Origin of the sequence: Streptomyces sp. NBC_00122 (genome assembly GCF_045160845.1) — a bacterium.
Taxonomy (GTDB): domain Bacteria; phylum Actinomycetota; class Actinomycetes; order Streptomycetales; family Streptomycetaceae; genus Streptomyces.
Genome location: NZ_CP108191.1, coordinates 6,530,669 through 6,547,058, shown reverse-complemented (window position 1 = coordinate 6,547,058; position 16,390 = coordinate 6,530,669). Strand labels below are relative to the sequence as shown.

Below are 16,390 nucleotides of genomic sequence, written 5' to 3'. Positions count from 1 at the left end.
GCAAACGCAAAGGTGATCTACCTCACGTGTGTCCGGCGCCCGCGCCCTCCGGCTCGTCCGTCAGCATCGAGGCACGCAGGTGCTGCAGGAGCCGGGTCAGCAGGCGCGAGACCTGCATCTGCGAGATGCCGAGAGCGGCGCCCATCTGCGCCTGTGTCAGCTCCTCGCCGAAGCGCATCCGCAGCATCCGGCGCTCGCGGTCGGTGAGCTGTTCCAGCAGCGGCGCCAGGGTCTGGATGTCCTCGACCAGCTCCATGGCCGGCTCCTCCTCGCCCATGACGTCGGCGAGGGTCTGCCCCTCCGTCCGGCCGCCTCCGTACTCGCAGTGCGCGGCCTGCGGGGCGTCCAGGGAACCGCTGGTGTGGCCGTTGGCGGCGAAGAGGCCCTCTATGACCTCCTCCTCCGAGAGGCCGAGGTGGCCGGCGAGATCCGCGACGGTGGGCGAGCGGTCGAGCTCGATGGTCAGCGATTCCTTCGCCTTCGCGATGTCGATGCGCAGCTCCTGGAGCCGGCGCGGGACGCGGACGGCCCAGGAGGTGTCGCGGAAGTGCCGCTTGATCTCGCCTGTGATGTACGGCATGGCCAGCGTGGAGAACTCGTTCTCGCGGGCCGGGTCGAACCGGTCGATGGCCTTGATCAGGCCGATGGTGCCGACCTGGACGATGTCGTCCATGTCACCACCGTCGCCGCGGTTGCGGAAGCGGCGCACGGCGTACTGGACGAGTGAGGCGTTCATCTCTATGAGGGTGTTGCGGACGTACTGGTACTCCGCGGTGCCCTCGGTCAGTTCGCGCAGCCGCCGGAAGAAGACCTTCGACAGCTCCCTCGCGTCCGCCGGGGCCACCTCGCGCGGCTCGTCGATCCGGGGCAGGCCCGCGAGGCGGGCCGCTTCGGCGCTCCGACGGGGGGTGGGGAGTGCCGCGGAGGCGGTGGCGGTATGGGGGGACGGGGCAGGGACCGGCATGGGGGTTCGCTCCTTGGGCTGGTCGGCTTGCGGCGCGGGACCTTGACTGCCGTAGATGGTGGACCGCTTCTGGTCGTACGTCAAGAATTACCGGAAATGCATTTCACGTCTTGCATCACATGAATCGCGTATCGCATCATGACCGCATGGGGAGCATGTCTCAGCGACAAAACTGGACATTCCTGACCAATCACGCCCGCGTTCTGGTGACCATCGCCCGGGACCCGGCCGTGCGGCTCAGGGACGTCGCCGCCGTGTGCGGACTGACCGAGCGGACCGTGCAGACGATCGTCACCGACCTGGAGACGGACGGATATCTGCGGCGCGTCCGCGACGGCCGACGCAATCGGTACGACATCTCCCCGGGCGCGGTCTTCCGCCACCCGGCCGAGGCGGGTGTCCAAGTGGCCGGCCTGCTCGCCCTGCTGACCGGCGCCTCCGCGGACCCCGACGCTCCGCCGCCGGCTCCTGACATCAGCGACGCGGAAGCCACCGAGCTCCTGGGCATCGCTCCGGTCCCGGACCTCTTGGCGGAGCCCTCCTAAGCGACGCTTAGGCCCGTTCCCGCACTCACATTCCGCACTCCCGCCCCAGCAGCCCCCGGCCCCCTTGTGCCCTGCTCCGCAACGGCCCCAGCCTTGGCCACATGAACACGAGACCGCATTTATGGCGGCGCTGCGGCGCCGCCTTCGCGCTGGCCGCCGCGCTCGCGCTCGGGTTGCACACCGGGGCCTCGGCGGCGAGTCCGCCGGAGGGGTCCGTCCGCTACGCGGGCGCGCCGGGAGCCGTCGCCGGCAGCTACCTCGTCCTCCTCGACCCCGCCCGCGCGACGTCCCGTACCGCGCGGGGCCGGAGCGTGGTCGAACGCTCCGGCGGAAAGATCCGCCGCACGTACGACGCCGCGCTGAACGGGTACTCCGCACAGCTGACGGAGCGGCAGGCCAGGCGGCTCGCCGCGGACCCTGCCGTCGCCGAGGTGGCGCAGAACCGGACGCTGAAGCTCGACGCCACCCAGCCGGACCCGCCCTCCTGGGGTCTGTCCCGGATCGACCAGCGGCGTCTCCCGCTGGACGCCGCCTACGCCTACCCGGACTCGGCCGGGCAGGGCGTCACCGCGTACATCATCGACACCGGCGTCCACATCACGCACGAGGACTTCGGCGGGCGCGCTTCCTACGGCTACGACGCCGTCGACGACGACATGAGCTCCGAGGACGACCACGGCCACGGCACCCATGTCGCCGGTACGGTCGCGGGCTCCACGCACGGGGTCGCCAAACAGGCCAAGATCGTCGCGGTCCGGGTGCTCGACTACACGGGCCAGGGCACCACGGAGCAGGTGGTGGCGGGCGTCGACTGGGTGACGCGCAACGCGGCGAAGCCTGCGGTGGCGAACATGAGCCTGGGCGGGGACCCCGACGACGTACTGGACGCCGCCGTCCGCAACTCCATCGCCTCGGGGATCACCTACGCGGTGGCCGCCGGCAACCAGGACATCGACGCCTCGGGCCACTCCCCCGCCCGGGTCCAGGCGGCGCTGACGGTAGGGGCGGTCGGCGACTACGACCACCGCGCCTCCTACTCCAACTACGGGCCTCTGGTCGACCTGTTCGCCCCCGGGGACTCCATCTCGTCGGCCGCGTACTTCTCCGACGACTGGTACACGACCATGTCGGGTACCTCGATGGCGACCCCGCACGTCACCGGGGTGGCGGCGCTCCACCTCTCCACCCACCGGACGGCGACCCCGGCCCAGGTCGGCGCGGCCCTCACCGCCTACGCCAGCACCGGATCGGTCATCGACCCGGGCCCGGGCTCCGCCAACCGGCTGCTCTACGCGGGCGGTTCACCGCAGCGGCCGCCGGGTCGGCGGTTCGCGAACACCACGGACTACCCGGTGGCCGATCAGGCGACGGTCGACTCCCCCATCACCGTGAGCGGGGTGTCCGGTACGGCCCCGGCGGACCTCGACGTCGAGATCGCCGTCAGGCATCCGGACGTCGGGGACCTGCGGATCGACGTGATCGCCCCGGACGGCACGGCATACCCCGTCAAGGACGAGTGGGAGGCGTGGATCGAGACCGACTACACCGTGGTCATCGCGATCGACGCGTCCTCAAGGACCGCGAACGGGGTCTGGCGACTGCGCGTGTTCGACACGCGGAGCGGCAACACCGGCTACATCGACTCATGGGCCCTGCGTTTCTGAGCCCTTCACGGAGTACGGGCGCTCGGGGTCGCGGTGGAAGGTCAGCCGGTCCCAGGTGGGGAAGGCCAGATCGGTGACGGCCAGCAGCCGGCCGGAGGCGTCGTGCAGGGTGCGGCGCACGGTCAGGCCGCCGGCCTGCGACGCGGCGGCCGGCGGATGCGTGGTGCGGGTCATGGTGAGGGTCTCGGCGACCCGGCCGTCCCCCGCGGCCCGGTCGAGCCAGTGGTACAGCGGGTCCAGGTCCTCGTCGCGGACCGGCGCCGGCCGGTCGCGGTAGCGGGCCAGTTCGGGACTGCGCGCGACGGCGCCCGGGCTCAGGTAGGTGACGGCGTGCCGCAGCGCCTCGCCCGCCGGGCCGCGTTCGCGCCGGTGCAGGACGAGGGTGCGCTCCCCGCCGCTCATGCCGAGCAGCGCGGCGAGCGAGGGCGGCACGGTCACCAGCGTGAGCCAGCTCTGCGCGAGGAGGGGGGAGGGGACGGGGGCGGACAGGGGTGCGGCAGCCGCGGCGTCCACGGCGACGGACCGGGTGCCGCGGCGGCCGGTGACGACGAGGCCGTCCTCGCGCAGGTGCCGGAGCGCGGCCCTGACGGTCTGCCGGTTGACCTGGTAGCGGGCGGCCAGGCTGCGTTCGGAGGGCAGTCTGCCGCCGGGGACGTGCGCGACGCGGTCGAGTTCCTGCCGCAACGCCGCGGCGATCCGCAGGTACTTGGGCATGGCGGCCGGGCCGCCGCCCCGCGATGGGGAGGGGGGCATGGCTTCTCCTCTGACGGGTGGTCAAGGACTGCGCGGTCTGCCCGCCCAACGTAGCATTGGTCTATACCTCTATGTGAGAGCGGGACGCGGTCCGGGCACCACCTTGGCCGGTTACTCACCCTCCCCTCACCCCCGCAGCGGGTTCGGCAGCGGCAGGTAGCGGGCGTCCGCGCCGTCGGCACGGGTCCAGCGCAGCAGCAGGTTGGTCTTGGCGGGCAGGGCGGGGGCGGCGAGCAGCTGCGCGATCTCGGGCAGGCCGCGCGTGGTGTCGTAGCGTACGAACTCCTCCCGTACGGCCGGCCACACGAGCGCGGAGATGTCCGGATGCCGCTCGCACAGCGTCCCCGCGATCTCCGCCAGATGGTTGACCACCAGGCAGTAGACCAGCCGTTGCCAGGCCGCCGCGCGGTCCAGGTCGGGCAGCAGCTTGACCCCCTCCGCGTCGCGGAAGAGGGCCTGCACCGGCATGCCCGCCGCGTCGACGGCGACCAGGCTGTTCTGCAGGTGCGCCTCCAGCACGACACCGTGGCGGGCGAACAGCTCCAGCACCGGCGGCACGACCTGGCGCAGGTACGCCCGCCACCAGGCGGCCGGGTCGGCGGTGCCCGCCAGCGGGCTTCCGGCGTAGCCCTCGGCGAGCGCGGCCGCCAGCAGCGGGGTGGCCCCGGGCGCGGCGTGCGCGTGCCCGTCGTGGAAGCCGTCCCGGACCAGCACCGCGAGCTGCTCGAAGGCGAAGCCGGCGGTCCGGTAGCCGCGGTCGGCGAGCCAGGCCGCTCCCGAACCGGCCCGGCGCAGCGCGGCGAAGCCGGCCTCGACCGCCGCGTCGGTACGGCGCAGCTTCAGCAGGTCGTGCCGCCACAGCCGGCGCACGTCGTTGGTGATCCGGACGTCGAGGCTGAACTTCACGAAGAGGTCGGCGGACCGGTCCGGCACGTACAGGGTCCGGATCGAGGCGGTCGGCCAGGCCGGCCGGCGGCTCTCGCCCAGCCGCAGCAGCCGCCCGTCGGCGAAGGCCTCGCGCACCGTCGTCCGGCAGCCGATCAGGTCCAGCTGCCAGGGATGGGCGGGCAGCAGCCGGTAGCCGGCGGGCGGGCGCGGCCCGTCGAGGGCATCGGCCAGGGAGTCGATCGCCGCGGCGGCGGCCGGTCCGCCCTCCTCCGCCACCTGGTCCTCGCGCAGCCCCAGGAAGGCCAGCGGGAAGCGGGCGTGGGCCTCCGGCGCGTACGGGAGCCAGCTGCCGACCGGCGCCCCGCCCCGGGCCTTGGGGGCGGGGTGGTTCGGGTGGCCCATGACCAGGGACTGCTCGGAGAGCAGGTACGGGTCCACCGGGGGCTCGGCGGTGGCGCGGGCGGCCAGCAGTGCGGCGACCGCGTCCCGGCTGTCGGTGATCTCGACCGGGAGTTCGTCGTTCGGAACCCCGGTGTACCGGCCCAGTTCGTCGGAGGTGAGTTTGACCAGCTCGGAGTGGCTGAGCAGACGCCAGCCGCCCGCCAGGCGCAGTTCGGGGCGCACCGGCCGACGGCCGCCCCGCACCCGGAGCAGCCGCCCGCTGCCGCGCAGCCGGTGGACGCCCGCACCGTGCTCCTCGGCGGATTCGGCGGCCTCCCGGAGCAGGCAGTTCAGGAGCGGGGTGGCGGCATAGGTGTCGGCGGCGGCGTTGAGGTCCACTGGTTCCATTCGGTCCATCCGGTGCGCCGGGATCGCGGGACGCGACCTCCGGTCGTGATCTTCAGTATCCGCGATGATGAGGTGATCATCCGGTCAAGCGACAACCCGATCCGCGGAGCCTCCGATGTACTTTCCCGTCTCCCCCGCCGAACAGGCCGTCGCCGCGGAACTGGCCGCCGTGCGGCCCGCGCTCGGGCCCGCGTACAGCGCCGCGCTCGACGGCGCCCGGGCGGCCGTGCTGACCCGGCTGTGGCGGGCGCTCGCCTTCGAACCGCTGCCGTGGGTGGCGGCCCGCGAGCGGGGCCGCACCGGCCTGGAACTGCTGCTGGCGGGCGGCGGGCGACTGGAGGGCCCGCCGCCGGACGCCTACGCCACCGACGCGTACGTGACGGAGCTGCTGCTCGACGGCAAGCCCTACCGGCACGCCGCGCGGCTGGTGGCGGCGCTGGGGGTCCCGCACGGCGAGGAGTTCGCCGCCGAGCTGGACGGCAGCACGGCTTCCCTCGCGCTCTCCCGGGCCGGGCAGGCGCCCGCCGACCCGGACGTCGCCGCGCTCACCACCTGGCAGTGGGAGCAGCGGGTGGTCGACGGGCATCCGTACCACCCGAACTGCCGTTCCCGGCCCGGCTTCTCGGTGGCCGAGCAGTTGGCGTACGCCCCCGAGCACCGCCCCGTGGTGGAGCTCGGCCTGGTCCCCGTACGGGCCGAGGAGTGCCTGGTCACCGGTGACTGGCCGGCGGAGCTGCGGGACGCGGGGCGGATCATGGTCCCGGTGCATCCCTGGCAGGCGGCGCACACCCTCAAGCACGAGCGGGTGCGGGACGGTTTCGCGGCGCATCCGCTGATGGCCCTGCGCACCCTCGCCCCGGTGGCGGGCGGCGCGCACGTCAAGACGGCGCTGAGCACCCGGCTGACCTCCTCCGTACGGGACATCTCCGGCTACTCCGTCGAAACGGCGGCGGCCGTGTCCGACTTCGCCCAGAGGCTGTCCGAGCGCCTCGACGGCCGGCTGCGCTTCACCCGCACCCTGAGCGCGGCGACCGCGCACAGCCCGGACCTGGCGGCCGTGCTGCGCGAGCCGCCGGAGGTCTACGCGGACGCCGCCGCCGGTGAGCGGGTGCTGCCGGTGGCGGCCCTGGCCTCGTTCCCGCAGGCGCGCTCGGCCGCCTGGCGCGCCGAGTTCGCGCGTCTCGCGCTCTCGGTGTGCCTGCGCGTGCTGGAGCTCGGGGTGGCGCTGGAGGCCCACGGCCAGAACCTCCTGGTCGTCCTCTCCGCCACCGGCGCCCCGATGCGGCTGGTCTACCGGGACCTCGCCGACATCCGGATCAGCCCGGCCCGGCTGGTCCGGTACGGGCTGCCGGTGCCGCCCCTGTCCGGCAGGCTGATCACCGACGACGTGGCCGCGCTGCGGCGCAAGCTGTTCGGGTCGCTTCTGACCGGTGCGCTCGGTGCCACGGCGGGCTCGGCCGGGGCCTTCGCCGACGCCTTCGCCGAGGCGGCGGGCCTGCCCGCGACCGCCGACACCGAAGCGCTGCTGACCGGCCCGCTGCCCACCAAGGCGCTCACGCTGATGCGGCTGAGCCCCGGTGTCCCGGGTGATCAGTGGGCGGAGCTGCCCAATCCCCTGACCGGAGGGTGAGCCGGAGCACATGGACGGGATTCCCTCCGGACGGAGTCCGGAGGATACTGTCCAGGGGCATGACAGAGACCTGGAACCTGAGCTCCGTACAGACTTCCTACGACACCGTCGCCACCGACTACGCCCGGATACTCGGCACGGAACTGTCCGGCAAGCCGCTGGACCGGTCCATGCTGGCCGCGTTCGCCGAGTACGTGCGCGGCGACCGGGGCGGGCCGGGCCGCGCCGTCGCGGACCTCGGCTGCGGTCCGGGCCGGGTGACGGCGCATCTGGACTCGCTCGGCGTACGGGCCTTCGGCGTCGACCTGTCCCCCGCGATGGTGGCCGTGGCCCGGCGGACGTATCCGGGGCTGCGCTTCGAGGTGGGCTCGATGGCCGCGCTGGACGTGGCGGACGGGGTACTCGGCGGGGTGCTGGCCTGGTACTCCACGGTGCACACCCCGCCGTCCCGACTGCCCACGTTATTCGCCGAGTTCGCACGGGTCCTGGCCCCGGGCGGCTACGTGCTGATCGGCTTCAAAGCGGGCGACCGCAAGATCCGGTTGGAGCACGCGTACGGGCATCCGGTCGACCTCGACGTGTACTGGACCCCGCCGGACCTGATCGCCGGGCTGCTCGCCGGGGCCGGCCTCGCCGAGGTGGGCCGCCTGGTGCGGGAACCCGACGGCGACGAGAAGGGTCCGCAGGGGTTCCTGCTCGCGCGCAAGGCCTGAGCCCCGGCGGCCGCAGCGGCCGGCGGCCGGGAGCCCCGGCTACCAGCGCAGCGGAAGCCGGCTCACGCCCCGCATGAGGGTGCCCGGAAGCCAGTCGCGCGGGCCGGCGTCCGGGTCCTCGGCCAGGTCGGGGAACCGCTCCAGCAGGGACCGGACCGCGATGCGGCCCTCCATGCGGGCGAGCGGGGCGCCGAGGCAGAAGTGGATGCCGTGGCCGAAGGCGAGATGGCTCGGCCCGGTGCGGCGGATGTCGAAGTCGTCGGGCCCGGTGAACCGGGCCGGGTCGCGGCCGACCGCGGCGAGCCCGACCATGACGGAGGAACCGGCCTCGATGAGGGTGCCCCCGATCTCCAGGTCGGCACGGGCGAAGCGGTAGGTGGCGTGCTGCACCGGGCCGTCGTAGCGGAGCATCTCCTCCACCGCGCCGTCGATCAGCCCGTCCGGATCCGCGCGCAGGGCCGCCAGCTGGTCGGGGTGGGCGAGCAGGGCCCGTACGCCGTTGCCGATCAGGTTGACCGTGGTCTCGTGCCCGGCGACCAGCAGCAGGAAGGCCATGCCGATCAGCTCTTCCGGGGACAGCTGGTCGCCGTCCTCGTCCCTGGTCCGGATCAGCGCGCTGAGCAGGTCCTCGCCGGGGTCCGCGGCCTTGGCCTCGACGAGCTCGTACAGGTAGGCGGTCATCTCCTCCATCACCCTGGGGTCCGGGTTGGCCGGGTCCAGCGGGGCCACGATCTCGCCGGACCAGTAGCGGAACCGCTCCTGGTCCAGGTCGGGTACGCCGAGGAGTTCGCAGATGACGGTCATCGGCAGCGGGGCGGCGAAGGACCGGATCAGGTCGCCCCGGCGGTCCGGGGCCGCGGCCATCGCGTCCAGCAGTTCGTCGGTGACCTGCTGCACGCGCGGGCGCAGGGCCTCGACCCGGCGGGAGGTGAACTCGCCCGCCACCAGGCGGCGCAGCCGGGTGTGCTGGGGCGGATCCGAGTCGAGCATGTTGGCGGCGGTGGCGGTCACCGGAGTGTTCGCGAACAGTTCCTGGCCGAGCCAGTTCTTCGACAGGGCCGGGTGGGCCAGGGCTTGGCGGGCCTCGTCGTGGCCGACGACCAGCCAGGTCCGGTCGCCCGCGATGACGATCCGGTGGACGGGCCCGACGGAGCGCAGTGCGGCGTAGAAGGGATAGGGGTCGGCGTTGAACTCTTCGGCGTGTGCGGTCATGTCGGTAAGAGGCATGGGGCGCAGCCTAAGGTGATCGCCGCCGGGCCCGAACGGGATATATGAGAAGCCGGATCGTTTCGGCTGTGGGCCGTTCGGGGGTCAACCCGGCCTCTGTGGGCCCGCCTTCACGGCGATCGGCGCGGGCGGTGGGAGGAAGGAGGCATGAGCCTCCACCGGCGCCGGGTCCTGGGCAGCGTGGCCGCGGCCGTCCTCGCCTCCGTCGCGGCGACCGTCCGCGGTCCGGACTACGGCGCGCTCGCCCGCGGGATCGACGGGCGGGTGGTGCTCCCGGGCGACCGGGACTACGCCGAGGCGCGGCAGTTGTTCCAGCCGCGGTACGACGCCGTGGCTCCGGGCGCGGTGGCCTATCCCGCGCACGCCGGCGACGTGGCCGTCTGTCTGGACTTCGCCCGGCGCTCCGCCGTGCCGGTGGTCGCGCGGGGCGGCGGGCACGGCTACGCCGGGTGGTCGACGCGCGCGGGCGGGCTGGTGGTCGACGCCGGAGCCATGGCTGCGGTGGCCGCCGACGGGGACGGCGTACGGATCGGAGCGGGAGCCCGGCTCGGGGACGTGAACTCCGCCCTCGCCGCACGCGGGCTCGCCGTCCCGACCGGACTGTGCCCTTCCGTCGGCATCGCCGGACTCGCCCTCGGCGGCGGTCTGGGGCTGGCCGCGCGGGCCCACGGCACCACCGCCGACCGGCTCACCGGGGCCCGCGTGGTCACCCCCGACGGCGCCGTCCGCGAGGTCTCCGCCGACCGGGACGCCGAGCTGTTCTGGGCCTTGCGGGGCGGCGGGGGCGGCAACTTCGGGGTGGTCACCGAATTCCGCTTCCGCACCCACCCGGTGGGCGACTGCGCCTTCGCCGAACTCCACTGGGCCGCCGCCGACTCGGCGGCGGTGCTGCGCGGCTGGCAGCGCTGGCTGGCCGGGCTCTCGGACCCGTTCTGGAGCCAGGTGGAGTTCACGGTCGAATCAGGTACCACCGCGCCACCCCCGGCGGTCCGGGTCGTGTGCCTCGACGGGCGCGCCGAGCTGGAAGGGCAGTTGACCCGGCTCTCGGACCTGGTCGGCCGGCCGGCGTCGGACAGCTGGACGGTCGTACGGAGCTACGGGGACACCGTACGGGCCATGTCGGGCTGTCTGGAGCGGACCGCGGAGCAGTGCCGGCTGCCGGGCACGCTGCCCGGCCGGGACCCGCGGGGGCGGCTGGGCCGGGATTCGTACGCGGCGCGCTCCGACTTCTGGACGGGCGCCGGGCTGCCCGACGCGGCGGTCGGCGCCGTGCTGGCCGCCGTCCGGCGCTACGGATCCGCGGTTCCGCGCGGCGGCCTCGGGGTGGTGCAGTTCGACGGGGTCTGCGGTGGCGCCGTGAACCGGGTCGCGGCCGCCGCCACCGCGTTCGTCCACCGTGACAGCGCCTTCCTCGCCCAGTACCTCGCCTACTGGCCCGAGTCCGCGACGGCCGCCGAGGTCGCCCGGCACCAGGGCTGGCTCGACGGTCTCTGGCAGGACCTGCGGCCCTGGGCGAGCGGCCGGGCGTACCAGAACTACACCGACCCGAAGCTCGACGGCTGGCGCGAGGCCTACTACGGACCGAACCTCGCCCGGCTGGAACAGGTCCGCCGTACCTACGACCCCGACCGCCTCTTCCGCTTCCCCCAGGCCCTCTAGGAGTCCCGCATGCGACGTACGTTGACCCTCGCCGCCGCGGCGGCCGCCCTGTTGCTGGCGGCCGGGCCGCTGCCCGTCGCCGAGGCGGGCGGCGCCGCGCAGGCGGCCGTGGGCCGCTGGTCCGCCCGGGAGGCCCAGTCCTTCTGGACCGCCGAGCGGATGGCCTCGGCCCTTCCGCTGCCCCCGGTGGAGCCCGCGCCGCCGGCGGCGAGCCCGTCCCCGTCCCCGGTGGCGGGGGAACAGCCTGTGTCCTCCGCGGTCCCTTCGGAGATCTTGTCCCTGACCCCGGCCGGGACCCCGTCGGCCCCCGCTCCGGTCGCCACCCCCACTCCGACGCCCGCTCCGACGCCGACCCCGACGCCGACACCCGCTCCGGCCGCGATCGTGAGACCGGTTCCCGCGCGCCCCGCCCCCGCGGGTCCCGGGATCGGCCAGGACTTCGGCGGCGTCCCGGTCGTCGGGCGGATGTTCGCGGTCAAGGACGGCGGGGCCTACTTCTGCACCGCGAGCGTGGTCGCCTCCCCCGGGCGCAACCTGGTGCTCAGCGCGGCGCACTGCCTGCTCGGCTCCGACACCCGGCAGGTGGCGTTCGTACCGCTGTACACGCGCGCGAACCCGCAGCCGTACGGGATCTTCCCGGTCCTGCGGGACGCGGGCGGGCACTCCAAGATCTGGATCGACCCGCGCTACCGGTCCCAGGGCCCCGACCGCGCGGCCACGCTCGACGTGGCCTTCGCGCAGGTGGGGCCGGACTCCCACGGGTTCCCGGTGCAGGACGTGGTCGGCGGGAACCGCCTGGTCACCGGCGCCGGTTACGCGCACGCGCAGGTCACCCTGATCGGGTACCCGGCCTCCGCCGCCCGCCCGCGCCTGTGCGTCAACCGCACGACGAAGTTCACCAGTACCGACGCCCGGATCCCCGGATCGTTCCTGCGGATCGACTGCACGGGCTATCCCGGCGGAACCAGCGGCGGCCCCTTCCTGAACCGGTACGACACGCGGACCGGAACCGGTGACGTGGTCGGGGTCATCGGCGGCTGGAAGACCGGCGGGGACACCGCCGACACCTCCTACAGCTCCTACTTCGGCGCGGACATCAGGAAGTTGTACGAGAAGGCGGTTGCCGGGGCGAAGGCGGGGTGAGCGCCCGGACCCGGCGGGTCCGGCGCGGGTTGCCGACGGTGCGCGGGGTCGCCGGGAGCCCGGCAGCGGTCAGCGGGTCGGCGGGCGCGAGGCCGAGCCGTCGGCGCAGTTCGGCGAGGGCGGCGTGGACGGGCGCCAGCACGAGCTCGGCGCCCGGGTCGACGTACGCGAGGGCGTGCGCGGTGGTCTCGATGGCCTCGGCGGCGTCCTCGGCGGCGGTCCGGCTCCAGCCGCCCCCCGCCACCGCCGGGAGGATCCCCCAGGGTGCGACGGTGTCGTAGAGGTGGCAGGCGGCATCGGCCACGGCGTCGGCCCGTTCCCCGACGCCCGGCACCGCGATGGTCGGCAGTTCCATACCTGGTCAACGAGCCGATCCCGCCCGGGGGTACGAGCGGATGCCTCCGGAGGCCTAAGTGGCCTCGGGGAAGTAAGGCGTGTTCCGCCACTTCGCCCTGCACATACCTGCTCACAGCTGAGGGCGCCGGAGCAGGAGTCCATCGGGGCTGCCCGGGCGCAGGGGGACCGCGAACGCTCGGGCAGGCCGAAGGCGCGCGCTCACCGGCCGGCCACGGTGCTCAGACCGGAGACCTTGAACACGGATCGGGCCGCCTCCCGGTCGATGCGCTCAGCCAGTTGTCGCAGGGCGCTCGCCCCGGACCGCAGCGTGTCGTGCCGCAACGACGTCCGGGCGTCGGCGTCGAAGCGGTGCCACAGGGCGGGGTTGCGGACCAGAACGCCCGGGTCGATCTCCACATGCCGGCCTTCGGTGTCGCGGAGGATCACGCGCTGGGCCACCCCGTCGGACCAGTGGACCGAGAGCAGGGCGTCGGTGTGTACGGTGCGCTCGGCGAACAGCGTGCGGACGGTCAGGCGGCCGGGCGAAACCCGTACCAGGGGCGGGCGCAGGACGACGAAGAGCAGCAGGCCGAGGCCGGTCCACAGGGCGGCCCGAGGCCAGGTGGCCGAGCCGGCGGCCCCGTCGACGATCAGCAGCGCCGAGACGAGGAGCCCGGCCGCGAGGATCGCCGTACGGCGCTCACCGGCCCAGTGGGCGTCGTGTACGGCGATGGTGCCGGAGGCAGTCGGCACCGCACGAGGCTCCGTGCCGCCCCGCGCGCGTCGTGGTCCCGAACCGCCGGATCCGTATTCCATGTGCAGGACGCTAAAGGCGCAGGCGGGCCGTTCTGCGGATCCTGACGGGACGCCTACGCCCTTCTGGCGGAACCGAAGCGGCCCCGCGGCATCGATCGCCGCGTCACGCGAGTTCTCGCACGTCGAGCGGCAGCCGCCAGGAGTTGCGGCGATGGGCCACGTCGTATGCGGCCTGGAGCGGGGACGGGGGCACGGTCAGGACGGGGCAGGCAGCGTGCGCGAGGACGTAACGGGCGACCGGGGGGCGGACCAGGCGGCGCAGCGGTCCTCGCGAGCCCCCCCACCACGAGCAGGTCGTCCGGGTCACGGGCGGCGTCGACGAGTGCCGCGCCCGCCGTGCCCCGCACCGTGAAGGCCGCGAGGGCAACTCCCGGGCACTCGGCTCCGAACGCGCTGTCGAGTACCTCGCGCAGCCGCTCCACGGCGGCCGACCGGCACAGTGTCAGGACCGGGCCCGGGCCTCCGAACGTGTTCCGGCTTACCAACCCACCGCCTGGAGCCTGCCACGCCAGCACGGCGCACAGCTCCACCCGCCGCAGCCGGGCCTCTGCGGCTGCCCGGTGCAGTGCCGCCAGGCTGCCCAGGCTTTCGCCGACACCGACGACCACCTTCGGCACGCGTTCCTCCCTCCGCTCCGTTCGGGTGACTCATCCAACGGCAGAGATGAGCCATGAGGCCGGTTCGCTGACGGGCTTCTGACGCTGCCGCCCGCGATTCTGACGCGTTGTTGACGCCTCCCACCGCCGGTCGTCGTCAAGGTCCCGTCAGGGGCAGGCCACAAGGGCGCTGGTGCGCGGCGCGGTCCACGACGGCGCTGTCCGGCTCCTTGTCCGCCGCGAAACCCTGGAAGGCCTTGCGCCGGCGCGACATCGGCGCGCAGCGACCGTGGCTACGGACGGTAGACGAGCTCGATCAGCATCGCGCCGATGACCGCCCAGGCGCCGATGCCCAGCAGCCAGAGCGCGTCGAGGATCGCGCCGACGGCGATGAGGGCCAGGCCGGCCGCGCCGAGGGCCAGCATGGTTCGGCGAACGGCACGGTCGGGGCCCCAGGTAGCGGTCACCGTAGAAGAATCCCGCCGGTGCCCCGCCATAGCGAGGGACCGGCGGGATTTCTTGCGTTTCCCGAACGGAACGGTCAGCCGGCGTGCACGTGCGGGCGGCGGGCCCGGTCCGGTTCGGCCTCGCGGATCACCTCGCGGGTGACGGGAGCGACCTCGCCCTGGCCGAAGAGGAAGAAGCGCAGGAAGTTGGCCATCGGGTTTCCCTCGGTCCACTCGAAGTAGATGTGGGGGCGCTGGCCGGTCTCGTCCCGTACGTAGAGCATCAGCGCGGCCAGCGCGTTGGGGATGGACGAGGACTCAAGGGTGAGGACGCGGTAGCGGTCGTGCAGCACCTCGCCCCGTACCCACAGCCCGGATTCGAACTCGGACGCGTCCAGGACGGTCACCTCGACGAACATGACGTCGTCCTCGGACGGGATGTCGTTGTCCTCGCGGATCTGGGCCTTCTTCTGCCGGTACTCCTCGAGGTCCCGGCTGTCGGGCTCGTTGGCGATGAAGCGGATCGTCCGGTTGGCGGTGTCGCGGATGAAGCGCTGGGCCATGTCGTCGAGCTCCACATGGGTCACGCGCAGCTCGAAGACGCGGGCGAGGCGGGAGAGCAGCGAGAGGGCCATGATGCCGGCGATGAAGCAGGCGCCGATCTTCACGCCGTCGGGGCGCTCGGCGACGTTGACGGCGGTGGTGTAGACGAAGACCGCGGAGATGACGCCGAAGCCGATGGTCCAGCCGCGCTCCCCGGCCCGGCGGGCGGCGATGGTCACGGCGACGGCGGCCGAGGTGATCAGGACGAGGACACCGGTGGCGTACGCGCCGCCCTGGGCGTCGACGTCGGCGTCGAAGATCCAGGTGACGAGGAACGCGATGAGGGTGAACACGATGACCATCGGGCGCAGGGCGCGGGCCCAGTGCGGGGCCATGCCGTAGCGGGGCAGGTAGCGCGGCATCAGGTTGAGCAGGCCGGCCATCGCGGAGGCGCCCGCGAACCACAGGATCAGGATGGTCGAGACGTCGTAGACCGTGCCGAACGCGGAGCCCAGGTTCTCGTGGGCCAGGTAGGCGAGGGCGCGGCCGTTGGCCTCGCCGCCCGGCTGGAACGCGGCGGGCGGGATCAGCAGCGTGGTGACGAAGCTGCTCGTGATCAGGAAGACGCTCATGATTACGGCCGCGGTCGTCAGCAGCTTCTTCGTGTCCCGGATCCGGCCGGCGGGCTTCTCGTCCGTCTCGTCCGGGGAGCCCTGGACGTGCGGCATCACCGCGACGCCCGTCTCGAACCCGGACAGGCCGAGCGCCAGCTTGGGAAAGACCACCAGCGCGATGGCGATCATCATCAACGGGTTGCCGTGCTCGGCGATCAGCGCCTGCTTCCAGTCGCCGATGACCTGCGGCTCACTCGCGACCTGCCACAGGCCGTTCCCGATGACGACCACGTTGAGCGCGAGGTAGGAGAAGACCAGGACCACCGCCACGCCGATGGCCTCGCTGAACCCCTTGAGGAACACCCCGCCGAGCAGGGCGATCAGGATCAGGGTGATCAGTACCTGGTGGCCGTTCAGCGTGCTGGTCAGATGCGGGTTCTCCACCATGTGAGCGGTCGCGTCGGCCGCCGACAGCGTGATCGTGATCAGGAAGTCGGTCGCCGCGAAGCCCAGCAGGGTCAGGACGAACAGCTTGCCCTTCCAGAACGACAGCAGCCGCTCCAGCATCGCGATCGAGCCCTCGCCGTGCGGGCTCTCCTCCGCCACACGCCGGTAGACGGGCAGCGCGCCGAACAGCGTCAGCAGCACCAGCACGATCGTCGCCACAGGTGAGAGCAGACCGGCCGCGAGCGCCGCGATGCCCGGCTGGTAGCCGAGGGTGGAGAAGTAGTCGAGGCCGGTCAGGCACATCACCCGCCACCAGGTCTTGCCCTCGTGCGCGGTCTCGGGGTGCTGCTGCTGCTTGTGGCGGCGGTCGGTCAAACCTTCCAGCAGCCACGCGCGCAGGCGCGAGGAGCGGGCAGGGGTGGCCATCGTGGGCGCTCCTGTCGTACGGCATGGATTCGGCCATCGTCGTCGACGGCTGGGCCAGCGTACGCAGCGAGAACACAGCCAATACGTCCATATCCTCATCTGACGAAATCCTGACGCGCCCTTAACGCCTTTCCTTCCGGTGGCGTAGTGGACGTACTCCCGGTGGCGGCGGGGGCGGCCTGCACCGAGGC

15 protein-coding genes are annotated in these 16,390 nt (G+C 73.2%); 6 read left to right on the top strand and 9 right to left on the bottom strand.

Going from position 1 to position 16,390, the window contains the following annotated elements:
- Positions 1-22: 22 nt before the first annotated feature.
- A complete protein-coding gene (locus OG737_RS29790) occupies positions 23-964 on the bottom strand; it encodes a SigB/SigF/SigG family RNA polymerase sigma factor (protein ID WP_328929307.1) in 942 nt (313 codons plus the stop codon).
- A 155-nt stretch (positions 965-1,119) separates the two neighbouring features.
- Between OG737_RS29790 and OG737_RS29785 the strand changes: the two genes are divergently transcribed.
- Both OG737_RS29785 and OG737_RS29780 read left to right on the top strand, forming a co-directional pair.
- Positions 1,120-1,509, top strand: coding sequence for a MarR family transcriptional regulator (locus OG737_RS29785; protein ID WP_405676960.1), 390 nt, complete (start codon positions 1,120-1,122; stop codon positions 1,507-1,509).
- A 101-nt stretch (positions 1,510-1,610) separates the two neighbouring features.
- Complete coding sequence (locus OG737_RS29780; protein ID WP_328929305.1) at positions 1,611-3,173, top strand: S8 family serine peptidase; 1,563 nt, start codon at positions 1,611-1,613, stop codon at positions 3,171-3,173.
- Here OG737_RS29780 and OG737_RS29775 read toward each other — a convergent pair.
- Complete coding sequence (locus tag OG737_RS29775; protein ID WP_328929304.1) at positions 3,153-3,926, bottom strand: GntR family transcriptional regulator; 774 nt, start codon at positions 3,924-3,926, stop codon at positions 3,153-3,155. The genes OG737_RS29780 and OG737_RS29775 overlap by 21 nt on opposite strands.
- Positions 3,927-4,052: 126 nt before the next feature.
- Entirely contained in the window at positions 4,053-5,612 is a 1,560-nt protein-coding gene (locus OG737_RS29770) for an IucA/IucC family protein (RefSeq protein ID WP_328929303.1), read from the bottom strand.
- A 106-nt stretch (positions 5,613-5,718) separates the two neighbouring features.
- Between OG737_RS29770 and OG737_RS29765 the strand changes: the two genes are divergently transcribed.
- The gene (locus OG737_RS29765; protein WP_405922194.1) at positions 5,719-7,233 is read left to right on the top strand and encodes an IucA/IucC family protein; all 1,515 of its coding nucleotides are present in this window, start codon (positions 5,719-5,721) and stop codon (positions 7,231-7,233) included.
- Between the two features lie 59 nt (positions 7,234-7,292).
- Positions 7,293-7,946, top strand: coding sequence for a class I SAM-dependent methyltransferase (locus OG737_RS29760; protein ID WP_328929301.1), 654 nt, complete (start codon positions 7,293-7,295; stop codon positions 7,944-7,946).
- 39 nt (positions 7,947-7,985) lie between these two features.
- Here the strand turns inward: OG737_RS29760 and OG737_RS29755 are convergent, their stop codons facing one another.
- On the bottom strand, positions 7,986-9,173 hold the full coding sequence (locus tag OG737_RS29755; RefSeq protein WP_328929300.1) for a cytochrome P450: 1,188 nt from the start codon (positions 9,171-9,173) through the stop codon (positions 7,986-7,988).
- 147 nt (positions 9,174-9,320) lie between these two features.
- Between OG737_RS29755 and OG737_RS29750 the strand changes: the two genes are divergently transcribed.
- Entirely contained in the window at positions 9,321-10,832 is a 1,512-nt protein-coding gene (locus tag OG737_RS29750) for an FAD-binding oxidoreductase (RefSeq protein WP_405922193.1), read from the top strand.
- A 9-nt stretch (positions 10,833-10,841) separates the two neighbouring features.
- Complete coding sequence (locus OG737_RS29745; RefSeq protein ID WP_328929298.1) at positions 10,842-11,975, top strand: serine protease; 1,134 nt, start codon at positions 10,842-10,844, stop codon at positions 11,973-11,975.
- Here the strand turns inward: OG737_RS29745 and OG737_RS29740 are convergent.
- The 5 genes from OG737_RS29740 to OG737_RS29720 form a co-directional block, all read right to left on the bottom strand.
- A complete protein-coding gene (locus OG737_RS29740) occupies positions 11,929-12,330 on the bottom strand; it encodes a hypothetical protein (RefSeq protein ID WP_328929297.1) in 402 nt (133 codons plus the stop codon). The genes OG737_RS29745 and OG737_RS29740 overlap by 47 nt on opposite strands.
- 200 nt (positions 12,331-12,530) lie before the next feature.
- Positions 12,531-13,064, bottom strand: a complete 534-nt coding sequence (locus tag OG737_RS29735) for a hypothetical protein (protein ID WP_328929296.1) — start codon at positions 13,062-13,064, stop codon at positions 12,531-12,533.
- A 166-nt stretch (positions 13,065-13,230) separates the two neighbouring features.
- On the bottom strand, positions 13,231-13,434 hold the full coding sequence (locus tag OG737_RS29730; protein WP_328929295.1) for a universal stress protein: 204 nt from the start codon (positions 13,432-13,434) through the stop codon (positions 13,231-13,233).
- A 582-nt stretch (positions 13,435-14,016) separates the two neighbouring features.
- Positions 14,017-14,190 (bottom strand): hypothetical protein, encoded by a 174-nt coding sequence (locus OG737_RS29725; RefSeq protein WP_328929294.1) that lies wholly within the window; start codon positions 14,188-14,190, stop codon positions 14,017-14,019.
- 74 nt (positions 14,191-14,264) lie between these two features.
- Positions 14,265-16,199, bottom strand: a complete 1,935-nt coding sequence (locus OG737_RS29720; RefSeq protein ID WP_328929293.1) for an amino acid transporter — start codon at positions 16,197-16,199, stop codon at positions 14,265-14,267.
- Between the last annotated feature and the right edge of the window lie 191 nt (positions 16,200-16,390).